This is a genomic window from Frigoribacterium sp. R86507, assembly GCF_044597695.1.
Taxonomy (GTDB): Bacteria; Actinomycetota; Actinomycetes; order Actinomycetales; family Microbacteriaceae; genus Frigoribacterium.
Genome location: NZ_CP139002.1, coordinates 573,821 through 594,472, shown reverse-complemented (window position 1 = coordinate 594,472; position 20,652 = coordinate 573,821). Strand labels below are relative to the sequence as shown.

General features: G+C 72.2%; 21 protein-coding genes. 10 read left to right on the top strand and 11 right to left on the bottom strand.

The window, feature by feature from the left end:
• The first annotated feature begins 70 nt into the window (after positions 1–70).
• From SJY14_RS02970 to SJY14_RS02945, 6 genes are all read left to right on the top strand, one after another.
• Complete coding sequence (locus SJY14_RS02970; RefSeq protein WP_255364245.1) at positions 71–550, top strand: SRPBCC family protein; 480 nt, start codon at positions 71–73, stop codon at positions 548–550.
• Positions 551–693: 143 nt separating this feature from the next.
• Complete coding sequence (locus SJY14_RS02965; protein WP_071256099.1) at positions 694–1,692, top strand: LacI family DNA-binding transcriptional regulator; 999 nt, start codon at positions 694–696, stop codon at positions 1,690–1,692.
• Positions 1,693–2,283: 591 nt separating this feature from the next.
• Positions 2,284–4,521 carry a beta-galactosidase gene (locus tag SJY14_RS02960; protein ID WP_396599764.1) on the top strand — a complete coding sequence of 746 codons (2,238 nt, stop codon included), beginning with the start codon at positions 2,284–2,286 and terminating at the stop codon, positions 4,519–4,521.
• Between the two features lie 90 nt (positions 4,522–4,611).
• Positions 4,612–5,964: an ABC transporter substrate-binding protein gene (locus tag SJY14_RS02955; RefSeq protein WP_071256096.1), complete on the top strand. Its 1,353-nt coding sequence runs from the start codon at positions 4,612–4,614 to the stop codon at positions 5,962–5,964.
• A gap of 56 nt (positions 5,965–6,020) precedes the next feature.
• The gene (locus SJY14_RS02950) at positions 6,021–6,980 is read left to right on the top strand and encodes a carbohydrate ABC transporter permease (protein WP_071256095.1); all 960 of its coding nucleotides are present in this window, start codon (positions 6,021–6,023) and stop codon (positions 6,978–6,980) included.
• Positions 6,977–7,942 (top strand): carbohydrate ABC transporter permease, encoded by a 966-nt coding sequence (locus SJY14_RS02945; protein ID WP_396599763.1) that lies wholly within the window; start codon positions 6,977–6,979, stop codon positions 7,940–7,942. Before SJY14_RS02950 ends, SJY14_RS02945 begins: the two co-directional genes overlap by 4 nt.
• Positions 7,943–8,139: 197 nt before the next feature.
• On the opposite strand, the gene SJY14_RS02940 is transcribed toward SJY14_RS02945, so the two are convergent.
• From SJY14_RS02940 to SJY14_RS02900, 9 genes are all read right to left on the bottom strand, one after another.
• Positions 8,140–8,547: a low molecular weight phosphatase family protein gene (locus tag SJY14_RS02940; protein WP_396599762.1), complete on the bottom strand. Its 408-nt coding sequence runs from the start codon at positions 8,545–8,547 to the stop codon at positions 8,140–8,142.
• Positions 8,548–8,699: 152 nt separating this feature from the next.
• On the bottom strand, positions 8,700–9,992 hold the full coding sequence (gene nhaA, locus SJY14_RS02935) for a Na+/H+ antiporter NhaA (RefSeq protein ID WP_396599761.1): 1,293 nt from the start codon (positions 9,990–9,992) through the stop codon (positions 8,700–8,702).
• Positions 9,993–10,064: 72 nt separating this feature from the next.
• On the bottom strand, positions 10,065–10,238 hold the full coding sequence (locus SJY14_RS02930; RefSeq protein ID WP_396599760.1) for a hypothetical protein: 174 nt from the start codon (positions 10,236–10,238) through the stop codon (positions 10,065–10,067).
• A gap of 88 nt (positions 10,239–10,326) precedes the next feature.
• Positions 10,327–10,839 (bottom strand): FBP domain-containing protein, encoded by a 513-nt coding sequence (locus SJY14_RS02925; protein ID WP_396599759.1) that lies wholly within the window; start codon positions 10,837–10,839, stop codon positions 10,327–10,329.
• Between the two features lie 531 nt (positions 10,840–11,370).
• Entirely contained in the window at positions 11,371–13,983 is a 2,613-nt protein-coding gene (locus tag SJY14_RS02920) for an MMPL family transporter (RefSeq protein ID WP_396599758.1), read from the bottom strand.
• A 111-nt stretch (positions 13,984–14,094) separates the two neighbouring features.
• Positions 14,095–14,790, bottom strand: coding sequence for a TetR/AcrR family transcriptional regulator (locus SJY14_RS02915; RefSeq protein WP_396599757.1), 696 nt, complete (start codon positions 14,788–14,790; stop codon positions 14,095–14,097).
• Between the two features lie 239 nt (positions 14,791–15,029).
• Entirely contained in the window at positions 15,030–15,332 is a 303-nt protein-coding gene (locus SJY14_RS02910; protein ID WP_396599756.1) for a winged helix-turn-helix domain-containing protein, read from the bottom strand.
• On the bottom strand, positions 15,329–15,784 hold the full coding sequence (locus SJY14_RS02905; protein WP_071256517.1) for a hypothetical protein: 456 nt from the start codon (positions 15,782–15,784) through the stop codon (positions 15,329–15,331). Before SJY14_RS02905 ends, SJY14_RS02910 begins: the two co-directional genes overlap by 4 nt.
• A gap of 179 nt (positions 15,785–15,963) precedes the next feature.
• On the bottom strand, positions 15,964–16,839 hold the full coding sequence (locus SJY14_RS02900; RefSeq protein ID WP_396599755.1) for an SDR family NAD(P)-dependent oxidoreductase: 876 nt from the start codon (positions 16,837–16,839) through the stop codon (positions 15,964–15,966).
• A 177-nt stretch (positions 16,840–17,016) separates the two neighbouring features.
• On the opposite strand from SJY14_RS02900, the gene SJY14_RS02895 reads away from it, so the two are divergent.
• The 4 genes from SJY14_RS02895 (at position 17,017) to SJY14_RS02880 (ending at position 19,571) form a co-directional block, all read left to right on the top strand.
• Positions 17,017–18,042 carry an SDR family NAD(P)-dependent oxidoreductase gene (locus SJY14_RS02895; RefSeq protein ID WP_396599754.1) on the top strand — a complete coding sequence of 342 codons (1,026 nt, stop codon included), beginning with the start codon at positions 17,017–17,019 and terminating at the stop codon, positions 18,040–18,042.
• A 56-nt stretch (positions 18,043–18,098) separates the two neighbouring features.
• Positions 18,099–18,698 carry a TetR/AcrR family transcriptional regulator gene (locus tag SJY14_RS02890; protein WP_083396333.1) on the top strand — a complete coding sequence of 200 codons (600 nt, stop codon included), beginning with the start codon at positions 18,099–18,101 and terminating at the stop codon, positions 18,696–18,698.
• Between the two features lie 181 nt (positions 18,699–18,879).
• Positions 18,880–19,086, top strand: coding sequence for a type II toxin-antitoxin system VapB family antitoxin (locus SJY14_RS02885; protein ID WP_162235709.1), 207 nt, complete (start codon positions 18,880–18,882; stop codon positions 19,084–19,086).
• Positions 19,083–19,571, top strand: coding sequence for a PIN domain-containing protein (locus SJY14_RS02880; RefSeq protein WP_396599753.1), 489 nt, complete (start codon positions 19,083–19,085; stop codon positions 19,569–19,571). The genes SJY14_RS02885 and SJY14_RS02880 overlap by 4 nt, the downstream gene beginning before the upstream one ends.
• A 34-nt stretch (positions 19,572–19,605) precedes the next feature.
• Here the strand turns inward: SJY14_RS02880 and SJY14_RS02875 are convergent, their stop codons facing one another.
• On the bottom strand, positions 19,606–20,286 hold the full coding sequence (locus SJY14_RS02875; RefSeq protein ID WP_396599752.1) for a cation diffusion facilitator family transporter: 681 nt from the start codon (positions 20,284–20,286) through the stop codon (positions 19,606–19,608).
• Positions 20,283–20,636, bottom strand: coding sequence for a helix-turn-helix transcriptional regulator (locus SJY14_RS02870; protein WP_043594664.1), 354 nt, complete (start codon positions 20,634–20,636; stop codon positions 20,283–20,285). The genes SJY14_RS02875 and SJY14_RS02870 overlap by 4 nt, the downstream gene beginning before the upstream one ends.
• Between the last annotated feature and the right edge of the window lie 16 nt (positions 20,637–20,652).

Sequence of the window (20,652 nt, the reverse complement as noted above, 5' to 3'; positions counted from 1 at the left end):
GGTCAGGAGGCGCGGGGCGCCTGGGGAGGACCCGTCCCGTCGTTCGCGCCCTCCGTTCCGAATGCCCGGCATGACCGTCACCGCGAGCGCGAGCACCGCGCGCGTCGCCGCCGCCCCGCTCGACCGGGCGTGGAGCATCGCGACGCCACTGACCCCCGTCGGGTTCTACCCACGGGCGGGAGTCATCCCGGCCGTCGTGGCCGTCCACGACCAGTCCGGCCCGTGGGACGCCGTGGGGCGCACCCGCCGGCTCGAGCTGTCGGACGGCAGCAGCGTCGTCGAGAGCCTGGTGCGCGTGGAGCCCGACGGGGTCTTCGTCTACGAGCTGAGCGAGTTCACCGGGCTGCTCGGGCGGCTGGTGACCGGTGGCCGTGCCGACTGGAGCTACCGGGCGACGCCCAGCGGACGCACCCGGGTCGACTGGACCTACTCGTTCTTCGCCCGCCCGGGACGTGGGGCGATCGTGCGCGGCATCGTGCGCTTCGCCTGGGCGCCGTACATGCGGCGCGTGCTCGTCGGCATCACCCGCGAGATCGAGCGCACCGCCTAGCCGGACGCGCCCACACCCCAGGAACTCGCCCACACCCCAGGAACGCGCCGACACACCCGTGCGCGCCGAAGGGTCTCGGCGACTTCGTGGGGTCTCGTGCATCCGACGCCCGGCGGGGCACGAGGCACCGCTACCCTCGGGACATGAAAGACGCCACGATCTACGACGTGGCGAAGCGCGCGGGCGTCTCGCACCAGACCGTCAGCAGGTTCCTGCGCGGCTTCGAGGGCATCCGTCCCGCCACCCGCGAGAAGGTCGAGCAGGCACTCGCCGAGCTCGAGTACCGCCCCAACTCGGCGGCCCGCTACCTGCGCCTGCAACGGACGAACCGCATCGGGCTGCTCGCCGACAACATGCAGCAGTCGGGCCCTGCCCGCACCATCGCCGGGGCCACCGAGGCCGCACGCTCGCTCGGCTACGTCACCGACATCGTGTCGATGGACGGCGTCGACGAACGCTCGGTCGACGACGCCCTCGACCTGATGCTCGGGCAGCAGATCGCCGGCATCGTCGTCACGGCGCAGACGGCCGTCGCCCGGTCGGCGCTCGAACGCCGCGCGATCTCCGTACCCGTGGCGCGCGACTTCGGGCTGATGGTCGAGGGCACCACCGAGTCGATCAACGAGCACGCGGGCCGGGTGGCGGCCGAGCACCTCGCGAACCTCGGCCACCGCCGCGTGGCCTACGTCGCCGGGCCGGACCAGTGGCTGGCCGCCCGCGAGCGCGCCGACGGGTTCCACCGGGCCACGACCGCGTCCGGAGGCGCGGTGACGGTCACCGACGTCGGCGACTGGTCCGCGGCGGCCGGCTACGACATCGGGTTGCGGCTCGCCGCCCGCACCGACGACTTCACCGGCGTCGCCGTCGCCAACGACGCCATGGCGATGGGGCTGCTCGCCGCCCTCGCCGCCGAGGGGGTCTCGGTGCCGCACGAGGTCAGCGTGGTCGGCAACGACGACACTCCCGAGGCGCGGTTCATGGTGCCGTCGCTGTCCACCGTGGCGCTCGACTTCGGCTTCGAGGGGGCGCACGTGATGACGTCGCTCATCGCCCGAATCGAGGGGCGGAGCCCCGACACGGCCAGCCGCCTGCCGGTGCCGTCCCTCGTGGCGCGCGCCTCGACCGCACCCGCGCGCGGCTGACGCCCCGGGGCGCGGGCCGACCCGCGCCTCCTGGCCTCCGGTCCGCGGCCCGTCCGCCGCCGCGCACGCCCGACCCGACCCGCGCCTCCTCGCCGCCGGTCCGCCGCCGTCCGACGCCGCGCACGCCCGACCCGACCCGCGCCTCCTCGCCGCCGGTCCGCCGCCGTCCGACGCCGCGCACGCCCGACCCGACCCGCGCCTCCTGGCCTCCGGTCCGCCGCCGCGCGCGCCGGCGTGCCGAACCCGACCTCCCGCGACGTCCCCGGCGTGCAAATCGCGACGAAGCGCGTCCGACACGCCGCTCGTTTCCGCGCAGACGTCCGATCGAGGGTGCGGTTGTCGCGATTTGCACACCGGAGGGCGCGCGGCTGACGCGAGCAGGGCGAGGACGAGCAGGGCGAGGGCAGGGCAGGAGGCGCGGCGCGGGGGCGCGGGGAGCGGTCGGAAGTGGGGTCTTGCGCAGGCGGCGGGGCGTGGGTTACGTTCTCCGCAGACGCCGATGTTATCGACAACATCCATTCGACGTCCCGAGCACTCGCGGGACGACGTCGGCGGTCGCCACCGCAGCCGACACACACGAACGGGTCAACGATGACGTCAGCACCACGCCACTCCGGGGTTCTCTTCGGAGCCGCCTACTACGCCGAGTACCAGCAGGCGGGCACCCTCGACCGCGACCTCGACCTGATGGTCGAGGCGGGCTTCACGGTGATCCGGGTGGGCGAGTCGGTGTGGTCGACGTGGGAGCCGCGCGAGGGCGAGTTCGACCTCGACTGGCTGCAGCCCGTGCTCGACGGCGCCCACGCCCGGGGCATCGCGGTGGTCCTCGGCACCCCCACCTACGCGGTGCCGCCGTGGCTGCAGGTGCGCCACCCCGAGATCGCCGCTGAGCGCACGACCGGAGTGCGCGCCGGCTGGGGCGCCCGACAGGAGATGGACCAGAGCCACCCCGCCTACCGCTTCTACGCCGAGCGCGTCGTGCGCAAGGTCGTCGAGCGCTACGCCGGGCACCCCGCCGTGATCGGCTGGCAGGTCGACAACGAGCCCGGCAACGAGCGCCCCCGCAACGACCAGGTCTTCGACCGTTTCGTGGCCTGGCTGCAGCGCAAGTACGGCACGGTCGAGCGCCTCAACGAGGAGTGGGGCCTGGTCTACTGGTCGCACCGCCTGACCGAGTGGTCGCAGCTCTGGCGTCCGGACGGCAACGTGCAGCCGCAGTACGACCTCGAGTGGCGGCGCTTCCAGGGCGAGCTGGCCGACGAGCTGATCGCCTGGCAGGCCGACGTCGTCCGCGAGTACGCCCGGGACGACCAGTTCGTCACCACCTGCATCTCGTACTCGCGCCCGCAGGTGGCCGACGAGCGGCTCGTCGAGAGCCTCGACGTGACGGCCGGCAACCCCTATTACAAGATGCAGGACGGCCTGACGCTCGGCGTCGAGGTTCCCCGCGAGGCCGGCTGGTGGCACACCGGCGTCTGGGCCCTGCAGCAGTGGGGCGACCGGGCGTTCTCGTCGGCGCAGGCCCCCTTCCTCGTCACCGAGACCAACGCGCAGTCGATCGGCGGCCCCTGGCAGAACCACCCGCCGTTCGACGGGCAGATCAAGCAGGCCGCGCTGGCGCTCGTCTCCCGCGGCGCCCGCATGGTCGAGTACTGGCACTGGCACACGCTGCACTTCGGCGTCGAGACCTACTGGGGCGGCGTGCTGCCGCACAGCCAGCGTCCCGGCCGCATCCACCGCGAGGTCGCGGCCCTGGGCGCCACGCTCAAGGCCGTCGGCGGCGCGGTCGACGGCCTCGAACCCGACGCCGACGTGCTGATGCTCTGGTCGACCGAGACCAAGTGGTCGTTCGAGACCTACCCGCCGCTCGCCCTGCCCGACGGCGGCCCCGACCCCGAGTCGTACCTGCACCTGTTCGACGCGCACTACCGCGGGCTCGCCGAGGCGGGCGTGCAGGTGCGCATCCAGCACGTGGCGCAGTTCGTCGCCGCCGACCCGGCCGAGCTGGCGGCGACGCACCCCGTGCTCGTCGTGCCGGCACTCTACGTGGTCGACGACGCGACCCTCGCGGCGCTCATCGCCTACGCCGAGGCCGGCGGCCACCTCGTGATCGGCATCCGGACGGCCTACGGCGACGAGCTCGCCCGGGCCCGCCGCGACCCCGCCCCCGCCCGTCTCTCGGGCCCCGCGGGCGTCTGGTACGAGGAGTACACCAACCTCGACGAGCCCCTCGCCGTCCACGTCGCGGACGCCGGGACCGCCGAGCGCTCCGACGACACGACCGCAGGAGGCGCGGGCACGGCCCCCGACGCCGCCACCGACCCGGCCGACGCACCCTTCGCCCTCGAACCCGGTTCGGCCGGCACCCGCTGGGCCGACGTCCTGCACGTCGAGGACGCCACCGTCGTGCTGCGGGCCGCACCGACCGAGATCGGGGCCGACGCGGTGCTGACGACCCGCGCCTCCGGAGCCGGTCGCATCAGCTACGTCGCGACCGTGCCGAACCCCGAGCTCTCGCGGTCGATCGCCCGCTGGCTCGTGCCGGCCACGGCGGCGGGCGCGTGGGCGGCGACCGAGACGGTCACCGTCACCACGGGGTCACGAGCCGACGCCCCCGGGCTCGCGTTCGTGTCGAACTGGTCGGCCCACGAGGCCACCGTCACCACCCCCTCCGCGGTCCGCGACCTCGAGACCCGCGAGGTCGTCGCCGCCGGCACCACCCTGACCCTCGCCCCGCGCGCGGCCCACGTCTACGAGCTCGTCGACGCGGGCCACGAGGCCGACGCCGCCGCCCCGGACGAGGCCGCCACCGCCGGCGCCGCGTCCTAGGCGAGCCGCCCCGCCCCTCCGACCCGCACCCCTCCGACCGCACCACCCGACCCCCGCACCACTCCCCCACCCCCTCGAGGAAGAACCACCATGAAGAGAAAGACCACAGCAAAGGCGCTCGTGTCACTCGCCGTCGTGTCGGCGTTCGTGCTGACCGGCTGCGCGCCGTCCGGCGGATCGGGCGGCGGGTCGACCACCGCGCCGGTCTCGCAGGCCGACATCGACAAGGCCATGGACACCGACACGACCCTCACCTTCTGGACCTGGGTGCCCGACGTCCAGAAGGAGGTCGACCTGTTCGAGGCGAAGTACCCCAAGATCAAGGTCGACGTCGTCAACGTGGGCACCGGCACCGCGCAGTACCCGAAGCTGCGGACGGCGCTGAAGGCCGGCAAGGGCGCGCCCGACGTCGCCCAGATCGAGTACCAGTACATCCCGTCGTTCCGTCAGACCGGCAGCCTCGTCGACCTGACCCCCTACGGAGGCGCGGACCTCGAGTCGAAGTACGTCCCGTGGGTCTGGAACCAGGTCGCGGACGACACCGGCGTCTGGTCCGTGCCGCAGGACTCGGGCCCCCTCGGCAACCTCTACCGCTCGGACATCTACGCGCAGGCCGGGCTGACGAAGGCCCCCGAGACCTGGGCCGACTTCGCGACCGACGCGCAGACCATCAAGGACAAGACCGACTCCTACATCTCGAACCTGCCCGGCAACGACCCCGGCCAGATCGTCGGGCTGTTCTGGCAGGCCGGCGCCAAGCCGTTCTCGTACGACGGTGACAAGACCGTCGGCATCGACCTCGACTCGACCGAGACGCAGAAGGTCGTCACCTTCTGGCAGGACCTCATCGACAAGGACCTCGTCTCGACCGACGCCGACTTCAACGACGCCTGGTACCAGGGCTTCTCGTCGGGCAAGTACGCCAGCTGGCAGACCGCCGCCTGGGGCCCCGTCTTCCTGCAGGGCACGGCCGCGAACACGAGTGGCAAGTGGACCGCCGCGAAGATCCCGCAGTGGAAGGCCGGCGAGGACGTCTCGGGCAACTGGGGCGGATCGAGCGACGCCGTCATCACCGGCACGCAGAACCCGATCGCCGCGGCCGAGTTCAGCAAGTTCCTGAACAGCGACCCCGAGTCGACCCTGGCCTTCGCGAACGAGCAGTTCCTGTTCCCGACGACGACCGACACCCTGTCGAGCAGCGACTTCACCGACACCGCCTCGGACTTCTACGGCGGCCAGAAGGTCAACGAGCTCTTCGCCGGCGTCTCGGACACGGTCAGCACCGACTTCCAGTGGCTGCCGTTCATGGACTACGTCTACTCGAGCTTCAACGACACGCTCGGCAAGGCGATCGCCGACCACTCCGACCTGTCCGCCGCCCTCACGGCGTGGCAGGACGACGTCACCGCCTACGCGAAGCAGCAGGGCTTCACCGTCAAGTAGCGCTCACGGGGTGCCGCCCGCTCGCGGGCGGCACCCTCGGCCCGGCAAGGAGCCCCATGTCCACCTCCGTCACCCCTCGTCGAGACGCGACCCGCGCCTCCTCGTCCCGTCAGCCCGCCACCCCGCGGCGCACGAGCTCGCTGCACCGACCGCAGCTCGTCGCGGCCTGGGCGCTGGCGATCCCGTTCCTGGTCGTCTTCGCGGCGATGTTCCTGGTGCCGCTCGGCTACGCGGGCTACCTGAGCACCTTCACCTCGCAGCTCGTCGGCGGGCAGGTCTTCTCGGGCCTCGCCAACTACAGCCGCGCGTTGAACGACCCGAGCTTCTGGGCCGGTCTCGGCCGGGTCGCCCTGTTCCTCTTCGTGCAGGTGCCGATCATGCTCGTGATCGCCCTGTTCGTGGCGCTCGCGCTCGACACCGGCCGCGTGGCCGGCAGCAAGTTCGTCCGCCTCGCGATCTTCGTGCCGTACGCCGTGCCCGGCGTCGTCGCGACGCTGATGTGGGGCTACCTCTACGGCCGCGAGTCCGGCCTGATCGCCCAGGTGATCAGCGGTCTCGGGCTCACCCCGCCCGACCTGCTGTCACCGCAGAACGTGCTCGGCAGCACGATGAACATCGTCAGTTGGGAGTTCATCGGCTACAACATGATCGTGCTGTACGCCGCGCTGCGCAGCGTGCCGACCGAGATGTACGAGGCCGCCGAGATCGACGGCGCCGGGCCCTGGCGGGTGGCGTGGAGCATCAAGATCCCGGCGATCCGCTCGGCGATCCTGCTGACCGTGATCTTCTCGGTGATCGGGTCGTTCCAACTCTTCAACGAGCCGAACCTGCTCTACAGCATCGCGCCCAACGCGATCGGCTCGGACTTCACCCCGAACCTCTACGCGTACAACGTCGCGTTCAAGAACCAGGACGTCAACTACGCCGCGGCCATCGCGTTCCTGCTCGGGTTCCTCATCATGATCATCAGCTACGTGGTGCAGCTCGCCACCTCACGCAAGGAGCGACTGTCGTGACGATCGCACCCGCACCCGTCGACACCGCCGGGACCACGGCGGTCGACCGTCCCGTCCGCCGCCTCGAGAGTTCAGGAGGCGCGGGTCGGCGCCGCCCGCGACGTCGCGTCGATCGGTCGAAGCGCAAGACGCCGATCCTCACCGTGATCCTGTGGATCACGCTGGCGTACTTCCTGCTGCCGCTGATCTGGCTGGCGATCCAGGCGACCAAGACGAACGGCGACATCTTCTCGACGTTCGGCCTGGCCTTCGGCCGCACCTTCGCCCTGGGCGACAACCTCGCACAGCTGTTCACGTTCCAGGACGGCATCTTCGTGCAGTGGATGGGCAACACGGTGCTCTATGCCGTGGTCAGCTCGGTCGGTGCCGCGGTGCTCGCCACGATGTGCGGCTACTCGCTGGCCAAGTACGTCTTCAAGGGCAAGTCGTTCGTCTTCGGGCTGATCCTCGGTGCCGTCATGGTGCCACTGACGGCGCTGGCGATCCCGACCTACCTGCTGTTCAGCGCGGCGAACCTCGTCGACACCCCCTGGGCGATCATCCTGCCGTCGCTGGTCAGCCCGTTCGGCGTCTACCTGATGCGCGTCTACGCGAGTGAGGCGGTCGACGACAGCCTGCTCGAGGCGGCCCGCATCGACGGGGCCGGCGAGCTGCGGATCTTCCTGACGATCGCGTCGCGGCTGCTCGCGCCGGGCATCGTCACGGTGCTGCTGTTCGCACTGGTCTCGACCTGGAACAACTACTTCCTGCCGCTGATCATGCTGAACGACCCGTCGCTCTTCCCGGCGACGGTCGGCCTGGCGCAGTGGCAGCAGGCCGCGACCGGCGGCGGTGGCGCCCAGGTGCTGTTCTCGACCGTGCTGACCGGATCGTTCGTCTCGATCCTGCCGCTGGTCGTGGCGTTCCTGTTCCTGCAGCGCTTCTGGCAGTCCGGCCTGAGCGCGGGCGGCGTCAAGGGGTAGGCGGTTCGACTCCCGCCCGACCCCCGGTTCACGGTGGGGGTCGGCGCGGGTGGGCCGTGGCCGTGGCAGCGGCGGCCCGGGAGGCGGTGGTGACGTTGAGAGGTCGCCACCGCCTCCGTTCGCGCGTGAGACCCCAGGAAGTCGCCGAGACCCCCGCGCGCGCCGAGGGGTCTCGGCGACTTCCTGGGGTCTCGGCGTCAGAGGCGGGCGTGCAGGTCGGCGACGCGGGCGCGGATGTCGTCGCGGACGAGGCGCATGCGCTCCATGCCCTCGATGCCGCGCTCGGAGGGTTCGTCGGTGACCCAGGTCTCGAACCGGGTGCCGGGGACCTCGTCGACCCGCGCCTCCTGACCGAGGACGACGACCACGTCGGCGTCGCGCACCATCTGCTCGGTGAGGACCTTGGGGTGCTCGTCGCCGAGGTCGATGCCGAGCTCGGCGAGCGACTCGACCGACTGCGCGTTGAGGTCGGTGCCGGGCTTCGTGCCGGCCGAGACGACGGTGACCTCGTCGCCGGCGAGGTCACGCATCAGCCCGGCGGCCATCTGCGACTTGCCCCCGTTCTTCTGGCAGACGAACAGGACGGAGGCGCGGGTCGGGGTCATGCGCACACCGTACCCACCGCAGGTGGCCGGCCCCCGTGCCCGCCCCGCCCCGCACCGCACGGAGGCCGGCCGGACCCCAGGAACTCGCCGAGACCCTCGTGCGCGCCCCGGGGTCTCGGCGACTTCCTGGGGTCTCGGCAGAGGGCGGCCCGTCAGGCGTCGAGACGGGCCCGGGCCCGACCGCGCACGGCGAGGATCGTCCCGCCGATCAGGGCCGAGACGAGCGAGCCGACGAGGACGCCGACCTTGACCACGTCGTCCTGCTCGCTGCCGGTGCCGTAGGCGAGCTCGCCGACCAGCAGCGACACGGTGAACCCGATGCCGGCCACGAACGACAGCCCGAGCACGTCGCCCCAGCGCAGGCTCGGATCGAGCCGGATGCCGGGCAGGCGGGTCACGAGCAGCGACGCCCCGGTGATGCCGATCGACTTGCCGAGGACGAGCGCCACGACGATGCCGATCGCCACGCTGTCGCTCAAGGACTCGACCAGCCCGCCGAAGCCGCCGACCGTGACACCGGCCGAGAAGAACGCGAAGATCGGCACGGCCACACCCGACGAGACCGGGCTCCAGCGCTCGGCGAAGTGGTGGGTCAGCGGGTGCCGCACCTCGCGGCCGTCCGGGCCGACGTGCGTGACGCCGGCCCGGGCCGTGGCCACCGCGGGAACGAGCAGGCCCAGCAGCACCCCGGCGATCGTGGCGTGCACCCCCGACGCGTGCACCAGGGCCCAGGCGACGACGCCCAGCGGGATCAGCAGCCACCACGACCGCACCCCGCGCCGGACGAGCACGGCGAACGCGGCCAGCGGCAGCAGCGCCAGCAGCAACGGGACGAAGGCGATGCCCGCCGTGTAGAACACCGCGATGATCGTGATGGCGATGAGGTCGTCGACCACCGCGAGCGTCAGCAGGAAGGTGCGCAGCGCCGGGGGCAACCGCTTGCCGACGACGGCGATCACGGCGACGGCGAACGCGATGTCGGTCGCGGCCGGGATCGCCCAGCCCTGGACGGCGTCGGGACCGGCACCGAGGTTGATCAGCGTGAAGATCAGCGCCGGCAGGACCACCCCGCCGACCGCCGCGGCGATGGGCAGCACGGCCACGCGGGGGTCGCGCAACGAGCCGGCGACGAACTCCTGCTTGAGTTCGAGGCCGACCACGAAGAAGAAGATCGCGAGCAGGCCGTCGGCCGCCCAGGTGCCGACGCTGAGGTTCAGGTGCAGTGCCTCGGGACCGAACGACACGTCGCGCACGGCCGAGTAGAACGAGCCGGCCGGGCTGTTCGCCAGCACGAGCGCGAGCACGGTCGCGGCGAGCAGCAGCAGACCGCCGGTCGTGTCGCGGCTGAGGAAGCGTGAGAGGCGTGCGGCCCGCCCCTCGGCGTGGGGCGCGTGGGCGGGAGCGGGAGGAGCGGCCGTCGGGTCGGCGGGGGTGGGGTCGGTCATGGGTGTCGTCCTTCGGAGCGTCGGTGAGCAGGGCGGGGCGTCCGCTCGACCCGTCGACGACGAGGAACGGCGCTACGCCACGGGCGGCGGGCACCCGGCGATCTCGCCGTGGGCGTTGCTGCCCCACAGGCTCATCCAGCCGTTCGTGCCACAGGTGCGCTTCGTCAACACGAGCCGCTTCGGGAACGCCTGCTGCGCCGTGCGCGCCCGGCGCGGGACGCGGGACAGGCAGGCGGGTGACGACATGCCCACCAGGGTACCGCCGGGGTCCGTGAGCGGGCCGACCCGCGCCTCCTGCGACCCGGTTCTCGCCGGGTCGTGAGGCGCGGCCCGGTCAGGAGGCGCGGCGTACGTTCTCGACGAAGCCCGCGGCCCGCACGCGCAGGCTCGCGATGCGTTCGAGCCGGGCGGCCTCGACGTCGAACCCGAGGTAGGCCTCGGGCGGCAGCACGTGCACGTTGTCCGAGCACTCGAACCCGCCGCAGACGAGCGTGCCCACGGTGTCGCCGTTGCGTCCGGCCGCGCCCGCCCGCTTGGCGCTGTAGAACAGCACGTCGGCCGGCAGCCGGACGTCCTGGCACCAGGTGCACTGCGCCCGCTGGCGGGGTGACGCCTCGGCCTGGCGCAGCACGACGCCGGCGACCGCGGGGCCCGGGCGGCCGTCCGCGTCGAGGATCGGCACGACGACGTAGGCCCGGCGGGCGAGCTTGGGGTCGCGCCAGCCGAGGTACTCGAGGTCGGTCCAGTCGAGGTCGTCGACGTGGGCGGGCAGGGTCAGGTCGGACGCCTCCTTGCGGCTCGCGTTGACGAACGAGGCGCGGACGGTCTTCTCGGTCAGGGGGATCATGTGGTTCTCCGGTCGTCGGGCCCGGGGCGACGACGACGACGTCGGCGGGCACGGGCGGACGGCGACCGCCCGTGCCCGCCGTCGACGCGTCGATCGGCCCGGGTGTTCTCGTGGGACCGTGCCGGGGCTGCAGCCCGCGCGGCACGGCGGTGGACGGACCGACCCGGACGGTCGATCCGCTGCGGAGACGCGACTACCTGCAGCCGGCGCACGCGGCGCCGACGACCCCCTCACGCCCGGAGGGCGTCACGGGTGCGGACGGGATGATCACCGGGCCACCCTAGGGCGGTGGGGCTCCGGCGGCAACGGGGCCGCGCCTCCTGCGATCGGGGTCGAACCACCGGTGCGCCGTCGAACCATGCGGATGCGCGGTTCGACGGCGCATCGACGGTTCGACCCGGAGCGCTTCGCCGGTTCCGGAGGCGCGGGTCGTGTCCACGAGGCGGGCGCCGGCCCCGACGCACCACGAAACGGACGTCGCACCGCCGAGATCGGCGGTGCGACGTCCGGTCGGCGGTGCGACGCGCGGGGTCAGCCCGCGTGGCGCCCGTGGTGGTCGGGGTCGCTGCCGTCGGGTACCGCGTCGACCGGAGCCGTCGGGTCGACGTGCGAGACGTGCCCGTCACCCGAGGCCGAGGCCGAGGCCGAGGCCGAGGCGTGCGGCTGCGACCGCTCGAGGGAGGCCCCCTCGACGTCGACGTCGGGCAGGATGCGGTCGAGCCACTTCGGCAGCCACCATGCGGCGTCGCCGAGCAGGTGCATCACGGCAGGGATCAGCAGCAGGCGCACGACGAACGCGTCGACGAGCACGCCCAGCGCCAGGCCGAGGCCGATCGACTGGATCATCACCGAGTTCGAGAACACGAAGCCCGAGAAGACCGCCGTCATGATCAGGGCCGCGGCCGTGACCACCGTGCGACCGGCGTGGACGCCGCGCTGCACCGCCAGGCGGGCCGACGAGCCGTGCGCGTACGCCTCACGCATGCCGCTGACCAGGAACAGCTGGTAGTCCATCGCGAGTCCGAACAGCACGCCGACCATCAGGATCGGCAGGAAGCTCAGGATCGGCCCCGGGTCGTGCACCCCGAAGACCGGGCCGAGCCAGCCCCACTGGAACACCGCGGTGACGCCGCCGAACGCGGCGAACAGCGACAGGACGAACCCGATCGTGGCGGTGATCGGCACCAGAATCGAGCGGAACACGAAGATCAGGATGATCAACGACAGCCCGACGACGACAAGCAGGTAGAGCGGCAGGGCTCCGGCCAGCTTCTCGCTGACGTCGATGTTGCCCGAGGCGTTGCCGGCGACGCCGAGCGACGAGACGTCGTCGATGTCGAGCCCGCGCAGGTCGCGCACGAGCTGCTCGGTCGACTCGGCGGTCGGCCCGCCCTTCGGCACGACCTGGAACGCCAGCAGCGTGTCGTCGTCCGAGGCGCCGATGGGGGCGACCGCGGCGACGTCGTCCTGGTCCTTAAGGATCGTGCCGATGCGCACCTGCTCCGAGACGAGGTCGTCGTCCGAGATCGCGGTGGGCAGGTCGGCGACGACGACCAGGGGGCCGTTGACGCCGGCGCCGAACTTCTCGTCGATCAGCTTGTACGCCTTGTAGGCGCTCGAGTCGACCGGCTCGGACGACCCGGCGGGCAGGCCGAGGCGCATCGAGAGCGCGGGGATCGCGACGATCAGCAGCACGGCGACGCCGGCCACGAGGGTGAGCACGGCACGCGTGGTGCTCATCGGCTTGGTCGGCACCCGGACGGCCCCGGTGTTGCCGACGGCCTTCCGCGCCTTCTTGGTGAGGATGCGCAGGCCGACGAGGCGCAGCAGTGCCGGGGTCAGCGTGATGGCGATCAGGATCGCCACGAACACGCAGACGGCACCGACGGTGCCCATCAGGCCGAGGAACGGGATGCCGGTCAGGTTCAGCGCGAGCAGGGCGATCAGCACGGTCGAGCCGGCGAAGACGACCGCGTTGCCCGAGGTGCCGTTGGCCAGGCCGATCGACTCGTGCAGCGGCACCCCCTCTTTCAGTTGGGTGCGGTGCCGGTTGAGGATGAACAGCGAGTAGTCGATGCCGACCGCAAGGCCGAGCATCACGCCCAGCACGGGCGTGACCGACAGCATCTCGACGGCACCCGAGAGCGACAGCGAGGCGAGCACGCCGACGCCGACGCCGATCAGGGCGTTGATCAGGGGCAGCCCCGCACCGATCAGGGTGCCGAGCATGACGAACAGCACGATGGCGGCGATGACGACGCCGGCCACCTCGCCCGGGCCGAGGATCTCGGGGATGCTGGCGGCGATGTCGTTCGACACCTCGACCTCGACGCCGTCGATGTCGGCGTCGTTCATCGCCTCGACGACGGCCTCTTTGTTCTCGCTGGTGACGAGGTTGAGCGCCTTGTCGAACTGGATGCTGGCGACGGCCGTGGTGCCGTCGGTCGACACCTGGCGGATGCCGTCGGTCAGTTCGAGCAACGAGGCACCCTGCTCGAGCGTGGCGCTCTGCGTCTCGAGCTCGGTCTTGCCCGCGTCGAGCTCGGACTGCTGCGTGGCGATCTGCTGCGTGCCCGCGTCGAGCTGGGCCTGTTGCGCCTCGAGTTGCGGCGTGGCGGCGGCGAGGGCCGCCCCACCGGCGGCCTGCGCCTGGGCCTTGGCCGCGTCGAGCTGCTGCTGGCCGGCGGTGATCTGGGCCTTCGCGGCGTCGATCTGGGCCTGGCCCGAGGTGATCTGGGCCTCGCCCGCGGTGATCTGCGCGCGGCCGTCCGTGATCTTCTGGGCCTGGTCGTCGATCTGCTGCTGGGTCGCGAAGGGGTCGGTGGTGCCCTTGACGTCGTCCAGCTCCTTCGCGTCGGTCAGCAGGGCCGCGATGTCGGACTTCTGCTGGTCGGTGAAGGCCGAGTCGTCGGTGGTCGTGAAGACCACCGTGCCGGTGCCGCCGCTCGCCTGGGGGAACTTCTCGGCGAGCTCGTCGCTGACCTTCTGGGTCGCCGTGCCGGGGATGCTGACGGCGGTGGTCAGCGTGCCGCCGAACAGCGCGAAGGCGCCGCCGGCGAGGCCGAGCACGACCAGCCAGGCCACGATGACGAGCCAGGCCCGCCGGGCCGAGAACCGGCCGAGTCGATAGAGCAGGGATGCCATGGGTGTCTGTTCCTCCAGGGGTGGTGCGGGGTGATGCGGGTTGCGGGGGTGGGCCTCACGTCGCGTCGTCGAGAAGGAGGTGCGGGTCGGCCGGAGACGCCGGCCGACGGGTCAGGGGGTGGTCGCGTCGCGCGCCGTCGGGGCAGCTGCTGCCGAGGAGGGCGTCGTCGTAGGCCCGTAGCCGGTGCGGATGCTCGTCGTCATCCGGTCGAGCAGGTCGGCCCACACGTCGCGGCTGTCGGCGTCGACGACCGCGCCGGTCCGCATGATCCAGTGGCGGGCGACGACGGCGATGCCGTTCATCAGCGAGCTGACCAGCACCTCGGCCTCGAGCGGGTCGGTGGCGGGGCTGCGCTCGGCCATCTCGATCGAGAGCTGCTCGGTGACGCGGGTGAAGACGTCCTGGATCAGGCTGTGCGACCGCGGGTCGCTGCCGTCGTCGCCGAGGACGCCCCAGAGGTACGAGACGACGGCCGGCAGGTCGATGCCCTGCATGGCCTGGATGACCTCGGCGAACAAGGAGGCGCGGCTGCCGTCACCGACGGGAGTCGCGGCGGTCGCGGCCCGGAACTCGTCGACGGCGCCGGTGAGCACGCGGGTGCAGGCCGTCATGACGACCTCGTCGAGCGACGAGAAGTGGTTGAAGACCGTGCGCCGCGAGACGTCGGCCCGCTCGGCGAGCTCGTCGACGCTGAAGCGGGGTGCCCCGCGCTCGGCGATGAGCGCGTCGGCGGCGTCCACGATGGCCTGACGGTGCTTCGCCTTGAGGGCGGCACGGCGGTCGGGCACCAGGGTCCTGACGGTCACCTGCCTACACTAAGTGCAGCGACGCACTCGGTGCACCCATGACGGCTGGGCAGTTGCTGGGACTTGCGCGACCGGGACGCGGCATGCCCACCGCGCGGGGCCCGCGCCTCCTCGTCCCGACGGCCGAGCGGGCAGGAGTGGCCCTTCCGAGAGATCGGAAGGACCACCTCCGCCCACTCGGCAGCGCGGCGGCGGGGCGGCGGGGCGGCGGAACAGTGCGGCCGCTCGGCAGCGGGTCGTCAGCCGGCGGCGATCTCGCGGAGGGTGGCGAGGTGCTCGGCCCAGGCCTCGCGCCCGGACGGGGTCAGCTTCAGGCTCGTCCGGGGTCGCTTGCCCACGAACCCCTTCGTGACCGCGACGTAGCCTGCAGTCTCGAGGGCGCTGACCTGCTTGCTCAGGGTCGAGTCGGTCACCTGCACGGCGTCGCGCAGGTCGCGGAAGTCGAGGCCCTCGGCCGCCGCGAGGGCCGCCATCATCGAGAAGCGGACGGGCTGGTGCAGCAACTCGGACAGCCGGAGACGCGGGTGCGGACGGGCGGTCATCGTCGCGCCTCGCGCACCTCGACGACCGCACAGGCGACCGACACCACGAGCAGCACGGCCGCCATCACCGCACTGCCGACGACGTTCTGGCCCTGCGAGAAGCCGACGACGAGCATGGCCCCGACGTAGCAGGCGAAGAACGCGGCCAGATACGCGATCCAGCGTCGGCCGAAACCCGCCCGGGCCGACCTGTTCAGCACGACGAGCGCCACGACCAGGACGGCGACCCAGACCAGCAGGCCGCCCATCGAGACGAAGTAGGCGGTGCCCGTGGTGAGCCCCATGGCGAGGGTTCCCATCGACGCCGCGGCACCGAGGCCGAGCAGGAAGGCCACGGCGGGCCAGCTCGCCGCCGACGTCGCGCTTCGACCCACGGCGGCGGCCTGGTCGAGCAGACGCCGGGCCTCGGCGGAGTCGGGGGTGCCGGTCGTTCCGGTGGTGTCAGCGGTCATCGTGATCGTCCTCTCGTAGGACTCTCACTCTAGAAAGTACTTTCCTTTTAAGCAAGTACTTTCTCGTCCAACTCGATCGAGCGGGCTGAAGATGTCCGTCGCACGCGGCGGAAGGACATCTTTTGCCCACTCGGCGGGCCCGCCGAGGCCGGGCGCCCCCGGCCGGGCCGGGCGCTCGGTCAGATCGTCTCGTCGAGGTCGAGCAGGCGGGCGCTCTCGTCCCAGAGACGGCGGGCGAGGTCGGCGTCGGCCGCCTGGCGGGCGACGCGGCCGGGCGCCTTGAGGCGGTCGAAGTAGTTGCCGCTCGGGGCCGGCACGGTCGTGGCACCCGCGAGGCGGATCAGCGGCTCGGCGCCGTCCTCGGTCGACACGGCGAGGCGCTTGGCCGCGGTCATGAAGGCGCCGTCGCCACCGAAGCCCGAGGCGACGAACCCGGGGTGGAACGCGAACGCGTCGACCCCTCCGCCGGCGCGGGGCAGGCGTCGGGCCAGCTCGCGGGTGAACAGCACGTTGAGCAGCTTCGACGTGCCGTAGGCGCGGAAACCGCCGGCCCACGCACCCCGCGCGTTGTCGAGGTCGTCCAGGTCGACCTTGCCGAAGAGGTTGCCGGCACTCGAGGTCTGGACGATGCGGACCGACCCGGCCGGCGCCTCCTTCGCCGTCTCGAGGAGGCGCGGCGTCAGCAACGCGGTCAACAGGAAGGGAGCGAGGTGGTTGCCCTGGAACGTGGTCTCGTGCCCGTCGACCGTGAGCGCACGCTCGGGGATCGTGGCGCCCGCGTTGTTGGCGAGCACGTGGATGCGGGGGTTCTCGGCGAGCAGCTGGTCGGCCAGCTTGCGGACGGTCGACAGGTCGGAGAAGTCGGCGAGATAGGCGGTGCCGCCGATCTCGTGGGCGACCGTGCGGGTGCGGTCGGGGTTGCGACCCACCACGGCGACGGTGGCACCACGGCGGGCGAGCTCACGGGCGGCGGCGCGGCCGATGCCCGAGCTGGCTCCGGTGACGACCACGGTCCGGTCGTCGAGGCGGGCGGCGGGAGGCAGGGTGACGGTCATGCATCGGACGCTAGGCGGGATGCGGCGGGGCGGGTCGACGGTCGGCGTTCTCTCGGCAGGCGCTCAGCCGCGCGGGCCTCCGCCCGCGGTACCGTCGCAATGCGAGACAATCTGTTTCGAATCAGGGCCCCGCTCTCGTGCCCGACCCGACCCGCCCCTCCTCAGAGAAGAGACGACATGTCCGACGCCACCGTTCCCCTGACCGGCTCCAGCACCATCGGCACCTGGCTCGACCACCCCGAGGGCGGGCCCGCGATCCGCGCCGCACTCGGGCAGGGAGGCGCGTTCGACGAGAGCGCGCTGGCCCCGGTCCGCGGCCTGCCGCTGCAGCAGCTGGTCGCGATGAGCCAGGGGCAGGTGCCGCAGGAGCTCGTCGACGGCCTGGTGCTGCAGGTCAACGGCGGCGTCGTGCCCGACGAGACGGTCGACGCCGACGGCGCGTGGCGCGAGACGGTCACCCCCGGTCGGTTCGCCGGCAAGACCGTGGTCGTCACGGGTGCGGCGTCCGGCATCGGCCGTGCGACCGCGTCCCGCGTGGCCCGCGAGGGCGGTCGCGTCGTGGCCGTCGACCTCTTCGCCGACAAGTTGGAGGCGCTGGTCGCCTCCCTGCCCGACGCCGACGTGGTCGTCGTGGCCGGCGACATCACGAAGCAGGACGACATCGACGCGATCGTCGCGGCCGCCGGCGACCGCATCGACGCCCTCGCGAACATCGCGGGCATCAACGACGACTTCTCACCGCTGCACGAGACGAGCGACGCCATGTGGGACCGCGTCATCGGCATCAACCTGACCGGCGGGTTCAAGCTGTCGCGCGCGGTGATCCCCGTGATGCTCGGGGCCGGCCGCGGCTCGATCGTCAACGTCGCCTCCGAGGCGGGGCTGCGCGGCAACGCGTCGGGCAACGCCTACACGGTGTCGAAGCACGGCGTCGTCGGGCTGACCAAGTCGGCGGCCTTCATGTACGCGCAGCAGGGCATCCGGGTGAACGCGGTGGCGCCGGGCGGCGTCGCGACGGGCATCCCCTTCCCGGCGAACGTGTCCGAGGTGGGGTCGGCGCGGCTGCGTCCGTTCCAGGCGGCCATCCCGACGATCGCGACGGCCGAGGAACTCGCGGCGTCGATCACCTTCCTGCTGAGCGACGACGCGGTGAACGTGAACGGCGCGATCCTGGCGAGCGACGGCGGCTGGTCGGTCCAGTAGGGCCGGACGATCCGCGGCGAGGCCGGGTGCGGCGGGACGTGCACGAGGATGGACCGGTGACCACCGCACGCCCCTCCCGCCCCGGCCGCGCCCGCAGCGAGGCCGCCCGCCTCGCGATCCTCGACGCGACCCGTGACGAGCTGGCCGAGCGAGGCTACGACAAGCTCTCGCTCGACCGCATCGCCGCGGCGGCGGGGGTCGGCAAGGCGACGATCTACCGCTGGTACCCGGCGAAGGCGGCGCTGGTGGCCGAGGGCATGCTCACGGGACATCTGCTGCCCCACCTCGAGGTGGCCGACACGGGCGACGTGCGTGGGGACGTGCTCGACTGGCTCCGCGCCTCCTTCTCGGCCTTCGCCTCGCCCGCGGCGGGCGGGCTGATCCGGGCGTCGATCGCGGCGACCGCCGAGGACGCCGCCGTCGCCGAGCACTACGACGAGCGCGTCACCTCGGTCACGCGGGCGGCGCTGCTCGCCCGCCTCGAGTCCGGGAGGCGCGCGCGGCAGATCCGGGACGACGCCCCGCTCGAGGCCCTGGTCGAGTCGCTGATCGGCACGGTGCTGCTGCACGTCGTGACCCGCCGCGACCCCGGGGACGCCGCGCTCGAGGCCACCGTCGAGCTGCTGTTCGACGGCGTCGCGGCGCGCCCGGCCTGACGCGTCGCCGACCGCCCGTCGCCTCGTCCACGGACACGAGCCGAGCGGGCCGCGGAGCGACGGCCTGTGGAGAAACGGCTCCGCCGCGTCGAGTCGCGACAGCGTCGTCGCATGATCGATGCGACTGGCACCGAAAACCCTGGGCATATAGACTCGCGGGCTCAAGCATATGGAGGTCACCATGGCGATGACGAGCGTGGACGTGGACACCGAGCTGTTGGCAGCCGCGAAGGGCATCCTCGGCGTGAGGACGACGAAGGACGCCATCAACCAGGCACTCGGCGACATCGTGAAGCGGCAGGTGCAGCTCGAGGCCTTGGCCACGTTGAGCGGGATCGAGGTCGACGTCGATCCGCAGCCAGCAGGCCCGGGGACGATCGACGCGTGAGCACCGGCCGTCCAGGGCTCCACCTCGCCGAGCCCGACGAGCACGAGACGGAGGCGCGGCGGCCCCGCTTCATCATCGACAACTCGGCGTGGCAGCGGGTCGCCACCGAGCCGGTGGTCCGTGCAGCGATCGAGGCGATCATCCGGACGACCGCGCCGCACGACATCCTCATCTGCCCGCCTGTCGCGGCCGAATACGGCTTCAGCGCCCGAAGTCTCGAGGACCACTCCGCGATCGTCCTGACGCTGGCCGGTGCCTTCTCGGACTGCCGGGTGCATCCGGAGGTGCGAGACGTGGCGGCCATCCGATCTGCTCTCTTCGCCGCTCACATGGGCCGGGCAGCGAGCGCCGTCGACGTCCTCATCGCCGCCTATGCAGTCGTGAACCAGGCCACCGTCGTGCACTACGACCGGGATTTCACCCACATCGCCCGCGCCTACCCCGATCTCCGGCAGCAGTGGGTGGTGGCCGAGGGCAGCCTCTGAGCAGTGATCGACCGAGCCTCGCCGACGGCGAGCGTCAGCAGCAGTCGCAGACCTCGACGTCGCGCTCGCCCGTGAGCGCCGAGACGGGCACGGCGCAGGCGTCGCCGCGCCAGGCCTCGAGTCCCTCGCGCACGGCGAACACGACGATCACGAGCCCGGCGACCGGGTCGGCCCAGGCCCAGCCGAAGGCGAGGTTGAAGACGAGACCGAGCAGCACGGCGGCCGACAGGTAACTGCAGATCAACGTCTGCTTCGAGTCGGCGACGGCCGAGACCGACCCGAGCTCTCGGCCCGTGCGGCGTTCGAGCAGGCTGAGGAACGGCATGATCGCGAGGCTCACTGCGGCGAGCACGATGCCGACGCCGCTGTGCTCGGGTTCGCGCAGGCCGGTCAGGGCGAGCACGGCGTCGACCCCGACGTAGGCGGCCAATGCGAAGAAGGCGACGGCGATGACCCGCAGGGCGGTGCGCTCGCGCTTCTCGGGGTCGGGGGCCGAGAACTGCCAGGCGACCGCGGCGGCCGAGAGCACCTCGACGATCGAGTCGAGGCCGAACCCGATCAGGGCCGTCGACGACGCGACGGTGCCCGCGGCGAGCGCGACGATCGCCTCGACGACGTTGTAGGCGATGGTGGCGGCGACGATCCAGCGGATGCGGCGCTGCAGGACGATGCGGCGGGCGGCGGGGAGGGCCCTGCCGGTGGTCGGCAGGCTCACGCGCCGGGCCCGCAGCAGAGCGGCACGTCGCAGGCCTCGTCGGTGCAGCCGACCCCGTCGTCGACGGCGAGCACGACGTCGACCAGCGCGCGCAGAGCTGCCGTCAGGTGCGGGTCGGCGATCTCGTACCGGGTGCGACGGCCTTCGGAGGTGGCGACGACGATGCCGCAGCCGCGCAGGCAGGCGAGGTGGTTCGACACGTTCGACCGGGTCAGGTCGAGCGTCTCGGCCAGCCGAGCCGGGTACCCCGGCGCGTCGAGCAGTTCGAGCAGGAGGCGCGAGCGGGTCGGGTCGCTCAACGCGCGCCCCAGCCGGCTCATCGCATCGAGGCGCGGGGCGATGGTCAGCATGCGCTGAACTGTACAG

Excerpts from the sequence above, each read along its gene's own strand:
- SJY14_RS02970 (WP_255364245.1), top strand. The coding sequence starts at position 71 with ATGACCGTCACCGCGAGCGCGAGCACCGCGCGCGTCGCCGCCGCCCCG.
- SJY14_RS02965 (WP_071256099.1), top strand. The coding sequence starts at position 694 with ATGAAAGACGCCACGATCTACGACGTGGCGAAGCGCGCGGGCGTCTCG.
- SJY14_RS02960 (WP_396599764.1), top strand. The coding sequence starts at position 2,284 with ATGACGTCAGCACCACGCCACTCCGGGGTTCTCTTCGGAGCCGCCTAC.
- SJY14_RS02955 (WP_071256096.1), top strand. The coding sequence starts at position 4,612 with ATGAAGAGAAAGACCACAGCAAAGGCGCTCGTGTCACTCGCCGTCGTG.
- SJY14_RS02950 (WP_071256095.1), top strand. The coding sequence starts at position 6,021 with ATGTCCACCTCCGTCACCCCTCGTCGAGACGCGACCCGCGCCTCCTCG.
- SJY14_RS02940 (WP_396599762.1), bottom strand. The coding sequence starts at position 8,547 with ATGACCCCGACCCGCGCCTCCGTCCTGTTCGTCTGCCAGAAGAACGGG.
- nhaA (WP_396599761.1), bottom strand. The coding sequence starts at position 9,992 with ATGACCGACCCCACCCCCGCCGACCCGACGGCCGCTCCTCCCGCTCCC.
- SJY14_RS02930 (WP_396599760.1), bottom strand. The coding sequence starts at position 10,238 with ATGTCGTCACCCGCCTGCCTGTCCCGCGTCCCGCGCCGGGCGCGCACG.
- SJY14_RS02925 (WP_396599759.1), bottom strand. The coding sequence starts at position 10,839 with ATGATCCCCCTGACCGAGAAGACCGTCCGCGCCTCGTTCGTCAACGCG.
- SJY14_RS02920 (WP_396599758.1), bottom strand. The coding sequence starts at position 13,983 with ATGGCATCCCTGCTCTATCGACTCGGCCGGTTCTCGGCCCGGCGGGCC.
- SJY14_RS02910 (WP_396599756.1), bottom strand. The coding sequence starts at position 15,332 with ATGACCGCCCGTCCGCACCCGCGTCTCCGGCTGTCCGAGTTGCTGCAC.
- SJY14_RS02905 (WP_071256517.1), bottom strand. The coding sequence starts at position 15,784 with ATGACCGCTGACACCACCGGAACGACCGGCACCCCCGACTCCGCCGAG.
- SJY14_RS02900 (WP_396599755.1), bottom strand. The coding sequence starts at position 16,839 with ATGACCGTCACCCTGCCTCCCGCCGCCCGCCTCGACGACCGGACCGTG.
- SJY14_RS02895 (WP_396599754.1), top strand. The coding sequence starts at position 17,017 with ATGTCCGACGCCACCGTTCCCCTGACCGGCTCCAGCACCATCGGCACC.
- SJY14_RS02885 (WP_162235709.1), top strand. The coding sequence starts at position 18,880 with ATGGCGATGACGAGCGTGGACGTGGACACCGAGCTGTTGGCAGCCGCG.
- SJY14_RS02870 (WP_043594664.1), bottom strand. The coding sequence starts at position 20,636 with ATGCTGACCATCGCCCCGCGCCTCGATGCGATGAGCCGGCTGGGGCGC.